This window comes from Arcobacter sp. LA11 (assembly GCF_001895145.1).
In the GTDB taxonomy this organism is placed as follows: Bacteria; Campylobacterota; Campylobacteria; order Campylobacterales; family Arcobacteraceae; genus Halarcobacter.
Genome location: NZ_BDIR01000011.1, coordinates 76,993 through 92,903, shown reverse-complemented (window position 1 = coordinate 92,903; position 15,911 = coordinate 76,993). Strand labels below are relative to the sequence as shown.

Sequence of the window (15,911 nt, the reverse complement as noted above, 5' to 3'; positions counted from 1 at the left end):
AATAATAATTGTTAAAATTGCTACAAAAAGTGCAACTACAAATAAATCTTTTGAAAATATCCTTTTTAAATTCATTTAACGCTTTAAAATTTATCTAATAAAGTTAATTAAAGATAATTCATTCATCTTATTGATTGTTGAATAAAGAGCTGTATATGTCAATTCTAAGGCTTTTGCTTCAACAGCTACTTTTGATAAATCTACAGCACCTATTTCTTGTGACAGAATATTAAACTGTGTTAGTTTAGTACTAACTCTATCCAAAGATACTTCAAATACTCTATTTCTTCCACCTAATTTTGCATGCCCAACATTTGCTGCTTCAAAAGCTTCTGTAATCTCACCAAGACCTTCTTGTAATGATGCTCTAGCGACATCCGTAGATACAGTATTTCCAAGTGAATCTTTTTCATTTAATGCATTAATAATTTTGTCCATTACATCAAAAGTATTTGCTTTAGCTTCAAATTTTGTTCCATCTACATTTGGCGTTGTAATTTGAAAAGCTTTATCCACACCACTTGTAACAGGTCTTATCTCAGAAGTTGCATTCCCATCTTCATCATATTTTACAAGTTGATTAATCACACCCAAACTTGATGTTTCTGCTGGTGCAGGCTCATCTGCTGGAACAACAACATCATATGTACCTGCTGTAGCACCAGCTACTACAGATAAACTATTCCCTTTTCCATCTTCGAGTTCTGTATTAGCATCATTTAAAGTCCAGACTTTTCCATTTTGATCAATCAAAGATTCTGTAGAAGCAAAATTTAATGTTGCTCCAGCAGTAGAAGTTGTAGCAGCTTCAATTTTCCATTCATAACCATCTTGGTCAATAATTCTTTCACTTGCATCAAATTCCAATGTAGAGTTTTTTAATGCACTACTAGAAGTATACATAAAAGTTTCAAATCCTGTAATTCCTCTTTCTCTATAAGAACCATCTTCAACTGCTACTTTTCTTAAAAAAGCATCACCATTATAAATTACTCTTCCATCTGCATCTTTACTAAATGGTCTAACTTGAGTATCTGAACCTGCATATAAATACTCACCTTCAACTTGCTCATTTGCAAAATCGTATAAGTTTTCTTTAATTCCTGCCAGATTTATGGCAATTGCAGCCCTTGCTTCAGGGTCAGTTGTATCATTTAATGCTTTTATAACTTCAGCTTTTACATATGTCAGTAAATTTTTTACTTCACCTAAAGTAGAATCAGCTACATTATTCTGAGCAGTTGTTTTTTCAATTTGTGTTTTTAAGCCTTCATATACTCTAATTTTATCATCTATATAAATTTCTCGAGTATACAAATTCGAATCATCACTACCTTGTTCTAGTTTTTTACCAGTACTCATTTGATAACTAATTCTTTGCTGTTCAGCATTTAAGTTATCTAATCTATATAAAGTTTGTTCAGTTGACCTAATCATTGGAATACCTCCTTAAACTTTGCTAGTATTTCATTATAATTATACTGTTCTTTCATGGTTTGTGTCAAGAACTCTCTAATTTTATCTTTTCTAGCTAATGCATCATCAAGCTCTTGATCCATTCCAGGCTTATAAGCACCAACTCTTACAAGAACTTCATTCTCTTTTATTAATGATAATACCCTTTTTAGCTTTAAAAAATAATTATAATGTTCATCATTAACAACCTTATCCATAACCCTAGAAGCAGATTTTAATATATTAATAGGAGGATAAAAACCTTGTTCGGTCAAATCTCTTGTTAATACTATATGTCCATCTAAAATAGATCTACTTTGATCAGATATTGGATCATTCATGTCATCACCATCTACAAGAACTGTAAAAAATGCTGTTATAGAACCTTTAGCATTATTCCCTGCACGCTCCATTAATTGAGGTAAAAGAGCAAATACAGAGGGTGGATATCCACGGCTAACTGGTGGTTCTCCAGTACTTAAACCAATCTCTCTTTGAGCCATTGCAAATCTAGTTACAGAATCCATCATCAAAAGAACATCATGTCCTTTATCTCTAAAAAACTCTGCAATTGCCATAGCTGTAAAAGCACCATATTTACGCATTAAAGCAGATTCATCTGAAGTTGCTGCAACAATTATTGTATTCTCTAAATCATTATTTAAATTATAATGAATAAACTCAGGTATTTCTCTACCTCTCTCCCCAATTAAAGCTACAACTTTTATTTGAGCTTCGCAGCCTTTAACAATCATTCCCATTAAGGTAGATTTACCAACACCTGAACCTGCAAAGATACCTACTTTTTGGCCTTTGCCTGATGTTAACATAGAATCAATAGGTTTTACTCCAGTTGCAAATCTTTCATCAATAATACCACGTTCAAGAGCAGGCATAGAAAGTTTATTTATAGAAGAACTCTCTTCTAAATTCCTTACCTTTCCTTTATCATCAATTGGCTCACCTAAAGCATTAATCACTCGACCAAGCAAGCCATATCCTGTTTTTACAGATAATCCTTCTTTTTGCAAATAAACTTTATCATGAATACGAAAACCTTCAATAAATGAAAAAGGAACTATTGTAAAATCTGTTGATTCAATAGATGCTACCATTCCTAAAACTGTGTATAAATGTTGTTGGGATTCTATTTTAACTATATCACCAACTGCTACTTCTATTCCTGTAGCTTTAATTGTAGTTGTTGATATATGTCTAATCCTACCAAAAGGAATAGATAAATTTGTGGAATCAATGCCTTCTAAAAGAGAATCAATATCCATTTACATCTCATCACACATTTTTTTATATAAACTATCTTTTGTATTTTCAATTGCTTTACATTTATTTATAAATTCATCTTTTTTAAGATTATTATCAAACTCTTCATATAGTTTAATTATTTCATAATAAGTTTGTGCTAAATCATTTGGTCTTATTTTCCTTGAATACTCTATAGAATTAAGTAATAAATCTAATGCTTTTTGATTTTCATTATTTGTCTGAGATATTTTTGCAAGTTCTAACTCCACAAAAGGAGAATAAACATGAGCATTTAATTCATTTTGTTTTTCGTAAAGCTTACTTAAAATGTCTTTTGCATCTTTTAATAGATCTTTTTTTATTAAATATAAATAATAGTTGTAATAAAAATCAATTATAACAGGGTTACTACTATTATTAGCAATAAAATTCTGATTTTTATATGCATAATTAAAGTATTTATCCAATGCAACTGAATCTTCTTTTTGACTTAACAATAAAAATCTATATAAAAATTCTTTACTTAAAACTTCTTTGTTATCCACCATATCAACTTTTGCAGAGAAACCTTCTGCTTCATTGAATTTTTGTAAAGCTAACGCCATTCTTTCTAAATATAAATATATATTTGCATCTCTACTTTTATTAAAAGTATCTTTTAAAAGTAAATATGCCTTTTCATAAGGAACTTCAATTAAACATTCAAAAAATTTAAACTTTATTTCTTCATCTTTAATTAAAAGCTCTAAAGTTTCATTCCTTGAAGTTTTCAAAGCTTTATTTAATAAAAAACATTTTCCTATTTTTAGATAATTTTTTATCATATCAATATTAACTTCATCAAAAATTAGATTAACAGACTCGTAACCAAATCTTTTTGCAATTGAATTAGAAATCTTCCTATAAACTTTTTTAGATTTTAGAATAATCTCATATTTCTTTTCTGCTTTATCATTTAATAATTCTTGTAAAAGAACTTTCTGTTGCATTGATTCTGAATTTTTATATTTTGTAGCAAGAACTGAAGGTTTTACTTTTCTTTCACGCATTAAAATTTCATCTAAATACATTTTTGCTTTATAAAAGTATATCCCTTCAGGGAAATCATTTATAATATCTTTATAAAGTTCTTTAGCTTTTAATAAATAAGTATCTGTTCTATCATACATATCCATATAAGTATTTGCTAGTTTAAATTTAAAGTCTTCTATTGAAGAAGGTTTATCTGTTCTTTGTAATAACTCTTCTAATATTTCTATAGCAAATTCAGGCATACCTGCTTTTGTAAGACGATTAACTTTTTTTAGAGCTAAAAAAGAATCACTTGCATAATAGTCCATATTTTTCTTTAATACTTTTGATATTAATTCATATGCTTCATCTCTTTTTTTATCTAAGATATATACATCAAAAAGCTCATCGGCTACAATTGTTGCAACTAAAACATCAGTTGTTTTAGTAAGAATTTCATATAAAATTTTTGTAGCTCTTCTATAATCTCTTTGATGCCTATAAACCTTTGCAAGATATATTCGTCCATAAGCTTTTATTACCTTATTATCAAAGTTATTAATTATAATATTTGCAAAATATTTTGCATCTTTTGCTTTATTTATATTTAACTTTAATTCTACTAAAACCATATAAGCTCTAGCTAAATCATTTTCATGAATCCTTGAATCATTTATAGCCTTTTCTAATTCTTTAGAAGCCTCTAAAATAAATCTTTTGGAACCTTTTTTTAAAGCTAACTCTGAATATAAAATTATAATATCAGAATTTAATATTTTTATTTTATTTTGTTCTTTAAATGTTTTGATTTGAGTATAAGCTTCATCAATTTTCCCTTCACGGGCTAAGACACGGATATTTTTAATAATCTCAAAACCATCTGCAATAGCTTGAGTTCTTTTTTGAGATATTTGATTACCTGTTGAATCAATAAATCCATAATAAAAGTCTTTCTTTGCATATAATGAAGAAACAAAAAGCAATATTATTATTATTAATTTCAAAAAGTTACCTCTTTTTTTTCTTTAATTCATATACATAAGAAAATATCTCTGCTAAAGCTTTATAAAACTCATTAGGTATTTCCTGGTCTATCTCAATTTGAGAGTATATAGACCTTGCTAATGCAGGATTCTCTATAATTGGTATATCATTTTCTCTTGCTATATCTTTTATTTTTAAGGCAATAAAATCAATTCCTTTTGCAACAATTTTTGGTGCAGAATCAACTTGATTATCATATTTCATCGCAATTGCATAATGAGTAGGATTTGTAATCACAACATCTGCATCAGGAACATCAGACATCATTCTTTTCATTGCCATTTGCATTTGAATTTTACGAATTCGACCTTTTACTTGAGGGTCACCATCCATATTCTTATATTCATCTTTAACCTCTTGTTTACTCATTTTAAGAGATTTAAAATAATAATGCCTTGTAAAATAAAAATCTATTATAGCAAAAATAATTATAATAAGTAATATGGCTGCTAAAAAATAACCAGTAAGCTCGATTATCGAGTAAATTGTAGCTTGTAATTGAGTATCCATCATAGATAAAAAAGCTTTGTATGTAAATATAAAAAGTAAAAACATTACAACTACAATAATAGTGAGCTTCAAAGTAAGTTTTAAAGACTCTAAGGCTTTCTTAGGGCCAAATATACCCTTTGCACCTTTAATGGGATCAAGCTTTTGTAAATCTATTTTTAATGGAGTTATAACAAAACCAAATTGAGACCAATTAGTAATAAAAGCTAACAGTAAAACTAATATAAAAAGTGGCATTAATGCAGTTACTACAGTAATTACCATTGTATAGCCAATACTATAAAAAACATGCGAAGTCATTTCTTCGCCCATAAAGTTAAAAGAATAAAGCATTAGTTTTTTTATTTGATCAAGAGCATGTCCTGAAAAAAATAATAAGTATAATGACCCAAAAAATAAAGTAGCAGCACCTGTAACTTCCATAGATTTAGGAACATTACCTTCCTTTTTAGCATCTTCTATTTTTTTATCGGTAGGTTCTTCGGTTTTCTCATCTTCATCACCAGCCATCTATATTCTTACCTTTATTGAAATTTTGAAATCATATAATTTGTAAAACTATCCGTAAACACTTCCATACCTAAAATAAGGAATAAGAATATTAAAGCAAATTTTAGCTGAAAAGTAATAACAAAAGGAGAAAATGCAGGCATAGATCTTGTTCCATAACCATAATATACATCCATAATAAATCCAATAAAAAAAAGTGGTAAGGCAAAAGCAAAGGCAAAAGCAAACATTCTTTTTATCTCATCAATTACTATTTGAATACCATCATATGAAAAGATATCAAAAGTTCCTAGATGTATTAAAGTAAAACTCTTAACAAGAATTATCAAAGTCATTTCATACATACCTGTTTCAAAAAAAAGAACTAAAGCAATCCAATATAAAAGTCTACTTACAAGTCCTTCATTTGAACCAGTAGCTGGATCGAACATACTTGCCATTGATAAAGCAGTAGAAAACCCAACAAACTCACCAATGATTCTAACTGCAGCAAAAATTACATTAATAAAAAAAGCAGCAACTAAACCTAAAGTTATTTCAGAAATCAAAGCAAGAATAAAAGTTTCTTCGGTAAAAGTTCCTTGTAATTCAACTAAAGGAAAAAGAAAAATTGTAATATAAAAAGCAAAAGCGACTCTAATTGTTGCACTTATTGAAGAGTGTCCAAAAACAGGCATAAAAGCTACAAAAGCTAACAATCTAGCAAAGAGTAACAAAAATTGGAAAAGTACTTCTGGATTAAGTAATGATATTAGCTCTTGCATCTACAGATAATTTAAATCTTCACCAATATCTTGATTTTGTGTAATTGATTCAAGAATTTCATTTGAAGAATGATTTTCTTTATTCTCTTTATTTTCACTATTATGATTTGATTGATTTGAATTAGAACTTTGATCTTGTAAATTAAAATCCAATTCAAAAGTAGTTTGATTGTTATTAAAGTTTCTATTTAATGCTTCTCTTAAAACATTTTGATTTTCTACAAAACTATCTAAAGTATTAGAGTTTGACATATTCATACTAATACTAATTCCATTATCTTTATCATTTTTCATTAAAATTGCAATATGTCCTAGCTGTGAAGGAAATAAATTGATTCTAAATGCTGTTACAGGAGGCTTATAGTTTTGATACATATTTCTTGCAACATCGGACATCATAGAAGACATATGTTGCTGAGCACCTATAATTCTATTTTGTATAGATAATGCTAAAGATGGATTAACATTTAAATTTGATACATGTTCCATTGTTTCAGCAGATTGAGATGTAGTTGAAGAAACAATATTAGCACTTACATTTGTACTATCTATTCTATTAGTCATCTTTCTAAAAGCTAATTTATCTAATAATGCATCATTATCAAACTTATCATCTATTTTTATATTTTTATTTACAGACTCAATCTCAACAGAAGTTTTCTTAAGTCCAAGATCCAGAATTTCTGCACCTTTTTTTACATCATCAAGACTCTTACCTTCTTTAACAATTTGAGTACCTTCTTTCTTAGAAGAAAGCATTTGATTATAAATAGAATTTTTTTGATTACTTAAAAAAATATTTGTTACTACATCATTGCTTTTTAAATTACTTGTTTGTTCTTGTAAAGGTTGATTAGAAACAGTCTCTTTAGAAGAAAGCATACTATTTTTTGCATTATCAACCAATTTATCCATTAATACTTTATTATTTGAGCTATTGTTTTCTTTAAGGTTTTCTTTTAATAAATCTTTTTTATCTATATTTACCCTTTGTTCATCTTTAACAATAGCTTCAGAATCTAAATTCGATAAATTTTTTGTTGGAGTATCAATAGAATTTTTAGTTGCAATTTTTTCTTGATTAGCATTAATTATTGGTTTTTCTATTTTTATATCTTCTTTTGAAGTTATATCAACTTTTTTTGTATCCTTCACATCTACAGGTTCTTTAATTTCAACTTTTTTTGTATCTTTTACATCTTTTGTATCAATATTTACTATCTCTTTTTTTTCTACAGCTGTTGTCTCTATAGAAGATTTTATAGTATCTTTATCTAAACCACTTTCGTTATTTTTTATTTCTGTTTTTGTATTATCTTCTTTTTTTAATATTTTTTCATCAGTATTTACATTTTTTTCAATCTTAATATCTTGTACATCTGTTTTAGTTTCCAAAATAGTTTTTTCAATTTTATTCTCAGTTTTAGATTCTATATTTTTTGAATCAGGCATATCTTTTTTGATTTTTTTACTATCATCTTTTGATTCAACTGTAGAATCAATTTTTATAGATATTTCTTCTTTTGAAATTTCATTTTTATCTTCTTTTCCTAAGATTTTAACAGAAGATTCTTCTTTAATATTTTTTTCTATTTTTGATATTTGAGGATTTGAAACAGTTTCTTTTTCAGTATTTTTCTTATTTTTACTATCATTATCTTTTAAATCATTCTTTGAGCTATTCTCAGAGATAATTTCTTTTGACTGATTAATCATTTTATCTAATAAAGATTCATTCTTCGTAGATTTTTCATTTGATTCTTTTTTATTATCTACAACATTAGCTTCTTTAACTTCAGCTTCTTTTTTAGAATGTAAATTACCTTTTTCATTATCTAATGTTTTTATATTTTTTTTAGCTTCAATAATCATACGATCTAATAGTGAGGTACTAGATGAAGTTTTATCAGATTTAGTTTCATTTTCGAGTGAAGTTTTTTTATCATTCGAAGTTATATCCTTTTTTTCTTCTTTTATTTCAGATTTATCACTTTTTTTTGAATTAGCTTCTAAATTAATTGATTCTTTTTTTTCAACTTTTGTATCAACATCAGAAAGTTTTTTCTCATTACTCTCTTTTGATATTCCAGTTAGTTCTTTTTCAGGATTTTTATCTGTTTTAGCTTTTGTTTCTACTTTTTCTTTTGAAGTTTCTTTTTTTTGATTATTGACCATTAAACTATCAAATAAAGAAAGTCCTTCTTTTTTTTCAAGTTTTGTATTTGTTTTAGAGTCAATTTTTACTTCAGCAGCTTTGCCAAGTGATAAAAAATCTACTTCTTTAGTCATAATTTATGCTTTTAAAATATCTAATGTCTTCGTATCAATATTTTTATGAGTATTGAAAGTAGCAACATTAGCTTCATAAGAACGCATAGCTTCAATCAAATCCACCATTTCAACTACTGGATTAATATCTGGGTACGCAACATAACCATCTTCATTTGCATCGGGATGTGATGGCTCAAATCTCATAACTGGTTTTGCATCATCTTCTACTATAGATTTTACTCCCACTCCCCTTAAAGAAATATCAGAGTTTTTATTTAGTTCTGTTTCATTAGTAGAAGTTTTTTTTGATTCTTGTAAAAGTATTTCTTCAAAAACAACATTCTGTTTTTTATATGGAGTACCGTCTTGGGTATGTGTCGTTTTTGCATTTGCAATATTTGCACTTACTACATTTATTCGCGTTCTTTGAGCGCTCATTCCAGAAGTTGCTATATTATAACCATCAAAAAAGCCCATGATTCTCTCCTAAACCTATGCTTGCATTCGCATAACTTCTTTATATGCATTAAGAGCTTTATTTTTCACTTCTAATGCAAGTTTCAAAGAAAGTTCTGCCTCTTCTATTTTCTGTACTGCTTCTTGTAAGTTTTTAACATTGCCAGTTGCAATACCTTCCATAGCTTTATACCCTTGTACTTGAGAATCATTAACTTCTGATATTGCATCTTTTAACATATTATCAAAAGTTTTATCATCTGCTTTATTTACTGGATTAACATTGTTTTTAGCAATAGAGCCAAGAGAATCAGTAATTGATGAAATATTCATTTAAGTTCCTTAATTTGGTTGACTATTTACATTTTGAGCATCTTGCACACCTAACTCTGCAAGCATAGCATCAATTTTTTCTTCATTGTATTTAAAGTTTAATTCATCTCTTTTGTTATCTAAATTGAAAAGTAAAATAATAAGTGATAACATCATATTTGAGACTCCTTTTAAAATTACAGTAACTCCTATAATTCCAAAAATCATTTCCATTGGTGTATATAAATCAGCATTCACAACAAAAAATATCAATGTAGCGAAAAAGCCAGTGGCAATATACAATCTAAAAATACCACTATTTATCACATTTTGTGAAAATTTTTCTACTACCATAATATCCCTATGTTAGATAAAAAAATATTAAATGCATTTGTATACACAAACAAACCTTATTTTATATTATTAAGTAAGGAATCAATCGTTTTTTGCAATTGTTTTGTAATATCGTCATTTGCAAATTCATGTGCAAATATTTTTCTTAGCCTTGAAGTAGTAGAAATATTCGCTGATGTTGAAACATTACCTATATATTTTACCATAAAATTTGAATTTAACCTATTCTTTTTAGCCAAATTTACTAAAGAATTAGCAATTGTCTCTCCAATTTGATAGTTTTTTGTATGATTAAAACATAAAAGTAATTTTTCTTTATCATGTGAAAGCATTTTCATTAAAGCATAAACATCTGTTAAAGCTGAAGGGTCCGTAGTAGTTAAAGCAAGAACATTATTTGATACGGATAAGAATTCTTGGACATAATTATTTAAACCTGCACCAGTATCAATTAAAACTAAATCATATTTATTTAAAGCCTTAATATCTTCAACAATTCGTGTTAAAACTAGAGAATTCTTTATATTTGCATATTGATATCCACTTTTTCCAGCAATTAAAGATATATTATCAAATTTAGTTTCAGTAATAACTTCATTTATTGTACTTCTTCCTTCAACATAATCAAAAAGTGTTTGTTTAGGTTTCATATCAAATAATACTTGCATATTTGCAAGTCCAATATCTGCATCAATTATAGCAATTTTAAAACCTCTTCTAGACAATAAATAGGATATATTTGCAGTAAATGTAGATTTACCAACACCGCCTTTCCCCGAGGTTATAGTTATGATTTTTGTTTTTGATAGATTTTGAGTTTTTTTTGTTAAATTTATTAATTTACTTGCCTGAGAGGAAATTGTGTTAAACAATAATTATCTCCTTGCACAAGCATTATTCATAAAACAGTCAATTAAAAAACTTGAATCTGAAACAATTAAATCATCAGGTACATTTTGTCCTATTGAAAAGTAAGTTATAGATTTTTTTGTTTTATGGGCAAATGAAATTAGATTACCAAAACTTTTAGTTTCATCAAGCTTTGTAAAAGTCAAATAATCAATATTCAATCTTGAATAATTTGTATAGATATCAATTAAATCACTGTGTTTAACATTTGCAGGTAAAACTAGAACTTTTTCTATTGGTAAATCATCAACTCTTTCTTGATACTCATTTATCAGTTCAATTTTATCTACATCGTATTGACTTGAACCTGCTGTATCGATAAAAATATAATTACAATCCTTTAATCTCAAAAGAGCTTCAACTAAATCTTCTGGTTTTTTTACAACTTCTAAGGGCAATCTCATAATATTTGTATAAGCTTGTAATTGCTCAATAGCCCCAACTCTAAATGAATCTAATGTAACAATTCCAACCTTATAGTTTTGTCCTAGTTTATACGCATATCTTGCTGCTAATTTTGCAATTGTCGTAGTTTTTCCAACTCCTGTTGGACCTACCATCATAATAATTTTTCTTTGATGTTTTCTTAGTGGGACTTCATGTTTAATTGGAATTATTCGTCTTAATACTAATTTAAAAAAATCATTCACTTTTTTTGGATTCGACTTTAATGCTACAGGAAGTTGCTTAATAGTTTTTTTCATAATTGTATACGTCATTTCTTGATCAAAACCATTTTGCTCAAAAAGTGTATATATATCAATAAATTCAGGAGGTATAGTTAAGTCATATAGCTGACTTTTTGGATCCCAAAGTGTCTTTTGTACCTGAAGAATTGCATCTTGCATTTTAAGAATTTCTTCTCTAAAATCATAAAACTTTGCTTCAACTCTTGGTTCATTAATTGTAGGTTGAGAAACTATTCTTTTAGTATGTTTTATCTCTTCTTGCTCATCTTCTAAAGCAACAACAACCTCATACATATCTTTATTTCCATCACTTACACTTGATATCTTTTTTGTTGAAATTACAATTGCTTCTTCACCACACTCTTCTTGTGCATTTCTTAAGGCAATTGTTGGTGTTTCACCTAAAAAAGAGAGCATATTCATCTTAATCTTCCATCTTTATAAATTTTTTCAATTTTACCATCTCTTTTTTTTATTTTAATATATTCATCATTTTCAAAAATTAATTCTCCATCTCTTTCAATTTGAATTGAACCAAAATTAAATAAGATTGAATTTTTACTATACTTTTCAATATCTTTTAAACAAATTATTGAACCTTTTCGTAAATAGCGTGTTGCATAATATTTATTATTTTCAAAATCACTTATAGTTGCAGGGATACAAAACTTTTTTACACTTAATACTTTTCCTGAAGAAAGTTTTTTTACAGAAATTATTTCTTTATAGTTAATCTTTGAATTAGTAACAAGGACTTCAATTGAATACAAATTAATTGAAAGAGCAATTACAAAAAAAAGACATTTAAGCCTTAACATTGAAAAGATTTCCTCCATTTTTTTCTGTAATATCATCAACTATATCTTTATACATTTGTTGAATAGGTTGTACGATTAAAGCAAGTTTTCTATTTAATTCATATAAATTTCTTAATTCATTTTCTAAGTTATCAACACTATTTCTATATATATTTACATCAACACCATTTTGCATTTGATTAACTATTTCTTGATTTAATTGTTGTTTATGTGCAGCAATTTTTTCAATCATATCTTGTTTTTCATCATTTCTATTTAAAAGTTCTTCATGTTTTGCATTTTTTATATCTTCAATATCTTGTTTAATATAATCTTGCATTTTATTAACTAAATTTGTCATATCATTAATTATAGTTTCAATCATGGTAGCTCTTTCTTATTTTTTTCTTTCACTCAAAAAATTATAAAGCATATCGCTTATACCTATTGTACCTTTTGATTCCCTTGATATAGCTTCTGTATACATACCTTTTATAATATCTGAACCACTTCCTTCTCCTGCTACCTTCGTACTTTTTAAAGATATATCTAGTAACTGTTGCATAAAAAAAGATTCAAAATCATCACTTACTTTTCTTAAAGCCTCATTTTCAAGCTTAGAAGTATTTAATTTTTCGTAGTTTTTAACCGGACTTGACTTAATATTATTTATATCAACAAAATTTGTATTTAATTCCATAGTTACTCCAATCTATCAAAAAAACTTTCTTCACTTAAAATATCAGATTGATCATTATCAGCAAAAAAACGCATTTCAACTCTTCTATTATCCACAGCCATTTCACTTTTTGGATGATAAGAAGAATAAGCCGCAACTTTTAAAGTACTTGGGTCAATTCTATTTTTTATTAATTCTTTAACAACAGAAATTGATCGTAGAGCAGAAACATCCCAATTATCTCTAGGAATAGTTGTACTTGTATATCCACTTGATGACGTATGTCCAATTATTTCAATATTAAAAGCTTGTGGCATAGTTCTTATTACTCTAGCAATTTTAGCAATAAATCTCTTTGAATTAGGATTAGACAATTCATATTCTCCATCTTCAAACATTATTGTAGAAGGGATATCTAATGTAAATTCATTTTTTCCCTTCTCAAGTTGTATTTGCTCACTTTCTACAGTTGTTGATTCATTCATTTGTTCAATCAATTCAGAAACTTCTTCTGCTGTGTCATCTACTGCTTGTTCTGTAGAAGTTGCATCACTATCATCATCTTGAGAATTACTATTTTCTGTTGAATGGGCATCTGATTGAGTTTGAACATCAGTTGATGCATCTATAAAACCCATTGCTTTTTTCATCACATCAAAATATTCTTCTACTTTCTTTTTATCCATTACTGCCATAGATAATAAAAGAATAAAGAAAGTTAATAAAAGAGACATTAAATCTCCAAATTGTACTAGCCACCCTGGTAAACATTTTGGACATTCAGGACATTTTTTTGCCATAAACTATTTCTACTCTTCTGAATCTACTAAGATTGAATTTAACTGCATTTTAATATTTCCAATTGATTCTTCTGCAGCAATCATTGATGTACCTTTTATAATTACTTCACAAGCTGTTTCTTCAACTGCATGCTTCTGTGCCAATTTACTTTCAATAATACCTGCAAATAATGTACCAATTAAAGCACCATACATTGTTGTTAATAAAGCAACTGCCATAGCAGGACCAACTGCTGCTGGATCAGAAAGATTTGCTAGCATTGCAACAAGGCCTACAAGAGTACCAATCATACCCATTGCACCAGCTGTCCCTCCAATGTTTCCAAATAAACCTATCATTGTATTATGTCGTTTATTCATATATTCAAGTTTTGTTTCAAGTAATGGACCTAGTGTTTCAGCTTTCGTACCATCAACAAGAAGTTGAAAAGCTTCTTTAAAAAATGGATTTTGCTCTTCAAGAACTTTTTGCTCTATGTGCATTACGCCATGTTTTTTTATCTCTGTTGCATAAAATGTAATTTTTTCAACTAATTCCGATAGTGGTTCTACTTTTACTTCATTAAAAGCAACTTTCATAGAAGCACCAACTCTTTTTAGATCTGCTGGTTCAAATTGACCTGCTGTAACAGCAGTTGTTCCACCAACAACAATTACTACAGAAGGAATATCAATATAAGGACCAAATCCAACACCACCTAGAATAATAGCCAGGGCAACAAGAGCCCATCCACCACCTAATCCACCTGCACTACTCTTATCCATAATTTTACAATCCTAGTTGGTTAAGTCTAGTAAGACTATTTCCAATATTTTTTACTTTTAAACCAAATTTTCCTTCAACAATAACAGCTTCACCTTCTCCAATTTTAACACCATTTACTAAAATTTCTAAAGGTTCATTTACCATTTGTTCAAGTTCTATTATCTCTCCTAAATCCCATCTTAAGATATCTTTTAATAAAAAGTTTTTAGTCCCTAGTCTTACACTAAGTCTTAATTTGATATCAAATAATAATTGTAAATTTTGTGCTGCATCTTCAGATAATAAAGAACTGATTCCTAAATCTGACGAAGAACCAGAAGAATTTAAAACAGGAGCACTTGGAGTTTCTATAGGAGATATAGCATCAGGAGAAGAACTTTCAACACCTGTAATTTGAGAAAGATAAGGAACAATTAATTCATCAAATCCTATATATACAGGTAGTTTTTCTCCATCTAAAGTCAAATCAAAAAAGAACTTTCTTTCTATATCTAATTCTTTACAATCTTTAATACTAGAACCTTGCAGTTCTGATTTTATAGAGGAAACATCAGGGAATGATTGAGCATTTACAGTTGTACATAAACTACCACAAATATTAGAAATTATTTCATTTACTGCATCAGTAATTTCATCATCTATGTGTTCTTTTAAATCTCCCATTCCACCAAGCATAAAATATTCAAACTTAGTAGCTGTAACAGTAGGAACAAAAAAGTTCCAATTAGATGATATATCAGAAAAATCAAATTTTACAGATACATCAATACATTGAGAATCACCTAAACTATCTACATCAAGTTCACTTACTGAGTCTATTGATACACTCTTTGAAAGCAATTGCTCTAATGTATTAGCTAATTCATCTTTTAAAAAACTTGATAAATCAGATGCCAAGAACTAACCTTTTTGTTATATTTTTAATTTTAAGATTCTTTAAGTGATTTTTCTAAATCACTTAATATTTGTGCTTTTACCCTCATCATATCTTCTGTAGGATATTTGTATTCAGCTTCTCCTCGAGTAACTTTCACAAAAAAATCTTTTGAACTTTTATTGTAACCGAATCTAACATTATCTAAAATAACTTCGTTAGACTCTGTATCTTGGACTTTCCCTTGAACTTTTTTATATTGTTCATCTTGAACTATCTTCTGTTTATCATCAACTTCTTTTACTGATTGAATCTTCTCAACATGGTTAGTTTGTGCATTATCAATATCTGCAATTCTTCCTAATTCCATAAGGGCCTCCTTTAAAAGTATAGAGTTATAGATATTATAGCAAAAAAAAATTAAATTAAATGTTTATTATTTTAAAA

At 27.8% G+C, this 15,911-nt stretch carries 18 protein-coding genes; all 18 read right to left on the bottom strand.

The window, feature by feature from the left end; genetic code table 11:
- Window positions 1–90: 90 nt before the first annotated feature.
- Genes flgL through BT997_RS12125 form a run of 18 tightly spaced genes read right to left on the bottom strand, consistent with a single transcriptional unit; the run spans window position 91 to window position 15,834 of the window.
- On the bottom strand, window positions 91–1,437 hold the full coding sequence (gene flgL / locus BT997_RS12210) for a flagellar hook-associated protein FlgL (protein ID WP_072682212.1): 1,347 nt from the start codon (window positions 1,435–1,437) through the stop codon (window positions 91–93).
- On the bottom strand, window positions 1,434–2,738 hold the full coding sequence (fliI, locus tag BT997_RS12205; RefSeq protein WP_072682209.1) for a flagellar protein export ATPase FliI: 1,305 nt from the start codon (window positions 2,736–2,738) through the stop codon (window positions 1,434–1,436). Before fliI ends, flgL begins: the two co-directional genes overlap by 4 nt.
- A complete protein-coding gene (locus BT997_RS12200; protein WP_072682207.1) occupies window positions 2,739–4,733 on the bottom strand; it encodes a lipopolysaccharide assembly protein LapB in 1,995 nt (664 codons plus the stop codon).
- 4 nt (window positions 4,734–4,737) lie between these two features.
- The gene (gene flhB / locus BT997_RS12195; RefSeq protein WP_072682204.1) at window positions 4,738–5,793 is read right to left on the bottom strand and encodes a flagellar biosynthesis protein FlhB; all 1,056 of its coding nucleotides are present in this window, start codon (window positions 5,791–5,793) and stop codon (window positions 4,738–4,740) included.
- Between the two features lie 14 nt (window positions 5,794–5,807).
- Entirely contained in the window at window positions 5,808–6,557 is a 750-nt protein-coding gene (locus BT997_RS12190) for a flagellar biosynthetic protein FliR (RefSeq protein WP_072682202.1), read from the bottom strand.
- On the bottom strand, window positions 6,558–8,846 hold the full coding sequence (locus tag BT997_RS12185) for a flagellar hook-length control protein FliK (protein ID WP_072682199.1): 2,289 nt from the start codon (window positions 8,844–8,846) through the stop codon (window positions 6,558–6,560).
- Window positions 8,847–8,849: 3 nt separating this feature from the next.
- Entirely contained in the window at window positions 8,850–9,305 is a 456-nt protein-coding gene (flgC, locus tag BT997_RS12180; RefSeq protein WP_072682197.1) for a flagellar basal body rod protein FlgC, read from the bottom strand.
- Between the two features lie 15 nt (window positions 9,306–9,320).
- On the bottom strand, window positions 9,321–9,617 hold the full coding sequence (gene fliE, locus BT997_RS12175) for a flagellar hook-basal body complex protein FliE (RefSeq protein ID WP_072682194.1): 297 nt from the start codon (window positions 9,615–9,617) through the stop codon (window positions 9,321–9,323).
- Between the two features lie 9 nt (window positions 9,618–9,626).
- Window positions 9,627–9,950 (bottom strand): hypothetical protein, encoded by a 324-nt coding sequence (locus tag BT997_RS12170; RefSeq protein ID WP_072682191.1) that lies wholly within the window; start codon window positions 9,948–9,950, stop codon window positions 9,627–9,629.
- 56 nt (window positions 9,951–10,006) lie between these two features.
- On the bottom strand, window positions 10,007–10,822 hold the full coding sequence (locus BT997_RS12165; protein ID WP_072682189.1) for an AAA family ATPase: 816 nt from the start codon (window positions 10,820–10,822) through the stop codon (window positions 10,007–10,009).
- Window positions 10,823–10,825: 3 nt separating this feature from the next.
- Complete coding sequence (gene flhF, locus BT997_RS12160) at window positions 10,826–11,971, bottom strand: flagellar biosynthesis protein FlhF (RefSeq protein ID WP_072682186.1); 1,146 nt, start codon at window positions 11,969–11,971, stop codon at window positions 10,826–10,828.
- On the bottom strand, window positions 11,968–12,366 hold the full coding sequence (locus BT997_RS12155) for a hypothetical protein (protein WP_072682185.1): 399 nt from the start codon (window positions 12,364–12,366) through the stop codon (window positions 11,968–11,970). The genes flhF and BT997_RS12155 overlap by 4 nt, the downstream gene beginning before the upstream one ends.
- Window positions 12,353–12,730 carry a hypothetical protein gene (locus BT997_RS12150; RefSeq protein WP_072682183.1) on the bottom strand — a complete coding sequence of 126 codons (378 nt, stop codon included), beginning with the start codon at window positions 12,728–12,730 and terminating at the stop codon, window positions 12,353–12,355. The genes BT997_RS12155 and BT997_RS12150 overlap by 14 nt, the downstream gene beginning before the upstream one ends.
- Before the next feature lie 12 nt (window positions 12,731–12,742).
- On the bottom strand, window positions 12,743–13,045 hold the full coding sequence (locus tag BT997_RS12145) for a hypothetical protein (protein ID WP_072682182.1): 303 nt from the start codon (window positions 13,043–13,045) through the stop codon (window positions 12,743–12,745).
- 2 nt (window positions 13,046–13,047) lie between these two features.
- Window positions 13,048–13,824 carry a flagellar motor protein MotB gene (locus BT997_RS12140; protein WP_072682181.1) on the bottom strand — a complete coding sequence of 259 codons (777 nt, stop codon included), beginning with the start codon at window positions 13,822–13,824 and terminating at the stop codon, window positions 13,048–13,050.
- A gap of 9 nt (window positions 13,825–13,833) precedes the next feature.
- On the bottom strand, window positions 13,834–14,589 hold the full coding sequence (locus BT997_RS12135) for a motility protein A (protein ID WP_072682180.1): 756 nt from the start codon (window positions 14,587–14,589) through the stop codon (window positions 13,834–13,836).
- Window positions 14,590–14,593: 4 nt separating this feature from the next.
- Entirely contained in the window at window positions 14,594–15,487 is an 894-nt protein-coding gene (locus BT997_RS12130) for a FliM/FliN family flagellar motor switch protein (protein WP_072682179.1), read from the bottom strand.
- Window positions 15,488–15,516: 29 nt separating this feature from the next.
- Window positions 15,517–15,834 (bottom strand): flagellin, encoded by a 318-nt coding sequence (locus tag BT997_RS12125; protein WP_072682178.1) that lies wholly within the window; start codon window positions 15,832–15,834, stop codon window positions 15,517–15,519.
- Window positions 15,835–15,911 lie beyond the last annotated feature (77 nt).

Excerpts from the sequence above, each read along its gene's own strand:
- flgL (WP_072682212.1), bottom strand. The coding sequence starts at position 1,437 with ATGATTAGGTCAACTGAACAAACTTTATATAGATTAGATAACTTAAAT.
- fliI (WP_072682209.1), bottom strand. The coding sequence starts at position 2,738 with ATGGATATTGATTCTCTTTTAGAAGGCATTGATTCCACAAATTTATCT.
- flhB (WP_072682204.1), bottom strand. The coding sequence starts at position 5,793 with ATGGCTGGTGATGAAGATGAGAAAACCGAAGAACCTACCGATAAAAAA.
- BT997_RS12190 (WP_072682202.1), bottom strand. The coding sequence starts at position 6,557 with ATGCAAGAGCTAATATCATTACTTAATCCAGAAGTACTTTTCCAATTT.
- BT997_RS12185 (WP_072682199.1), bottom strand. The coding sequence starts at position 8,846 with ATGACTAAAGAAGTAGATTTTTTATCACTTGGCAAAGCTGCTGAAGTA.
- flgC (WP_072682197.1), bottom strand. The coding sequence starts at position 9,305 with ATGGGCTTTTTTGATGGTTATAATATAGCAACTTCTGGAATGAGCGCT.
- fliE (WP_072682194.1), bottom strand. The coding sequence starts at position 9,617 with ATGAATATTTCATCAATTACTGATTCTCTTGGCTCTATTGCTAAAAAC.
- BT997_RS12170 (WP_072682191.1), bottom strand. The coding sequence starts at position 9,950 with ATGGTAGTAGAAAAATTTTCACAAAATGTGATAAATAGTGGTATTTTT.
- flhF (WP_072682186.1), bottom strand. The coding sequence starts at position 11,971 with ATGAATATGCTCTCTTTTTTAGGTGAAACACCAACAATTGCCTTAAGA.
- BT997_RS12155 (WP_072682185.1), bottom strand. The coding sequence starts at position 12,366 with ATGTTAAGGCTTAAATGTCTTTTTTTTGTAATTGCTCTTTCAATTAAT.
- BT997_RS12150 (WP_072682183.1), bottom strand. The coding sequence starts at position 12,730 with ATGATTGAAACTATAATTAATGATATGACAAATTTAGTTAATAAAATG.
- BT997_RS12145 (WP_072682182.1), bottom strand. The coding sequence starts at position 13,045 with ATGGAATTAAATACAAATTTTGTTGATATAAATAATATTAAGTCAAGT.
- BT997_RS12140 (WP_072682181.1), bottom strand. The coding sequence starts at position 13,824 with ATGGCAAAAAAATGTCCTGAATGTCCAAAATGTTTACCAGGGTGGCTA.
- BT997_RS12135 (WP_072682180.1), bottom strand. The coding sequence starts at position 14,589 with ATGGATAAGAGTAGTGCAGGTGGATTAGGTGGTGGATGGGCTCTTGTT.
- BT997_RS12125 (WP_072682178.1), bottom strand. The coding sequence starts at position 15,834 with ATGGAATTAGGAAGAATTGCAGATATTGATAATGCACAAACTAACCAT.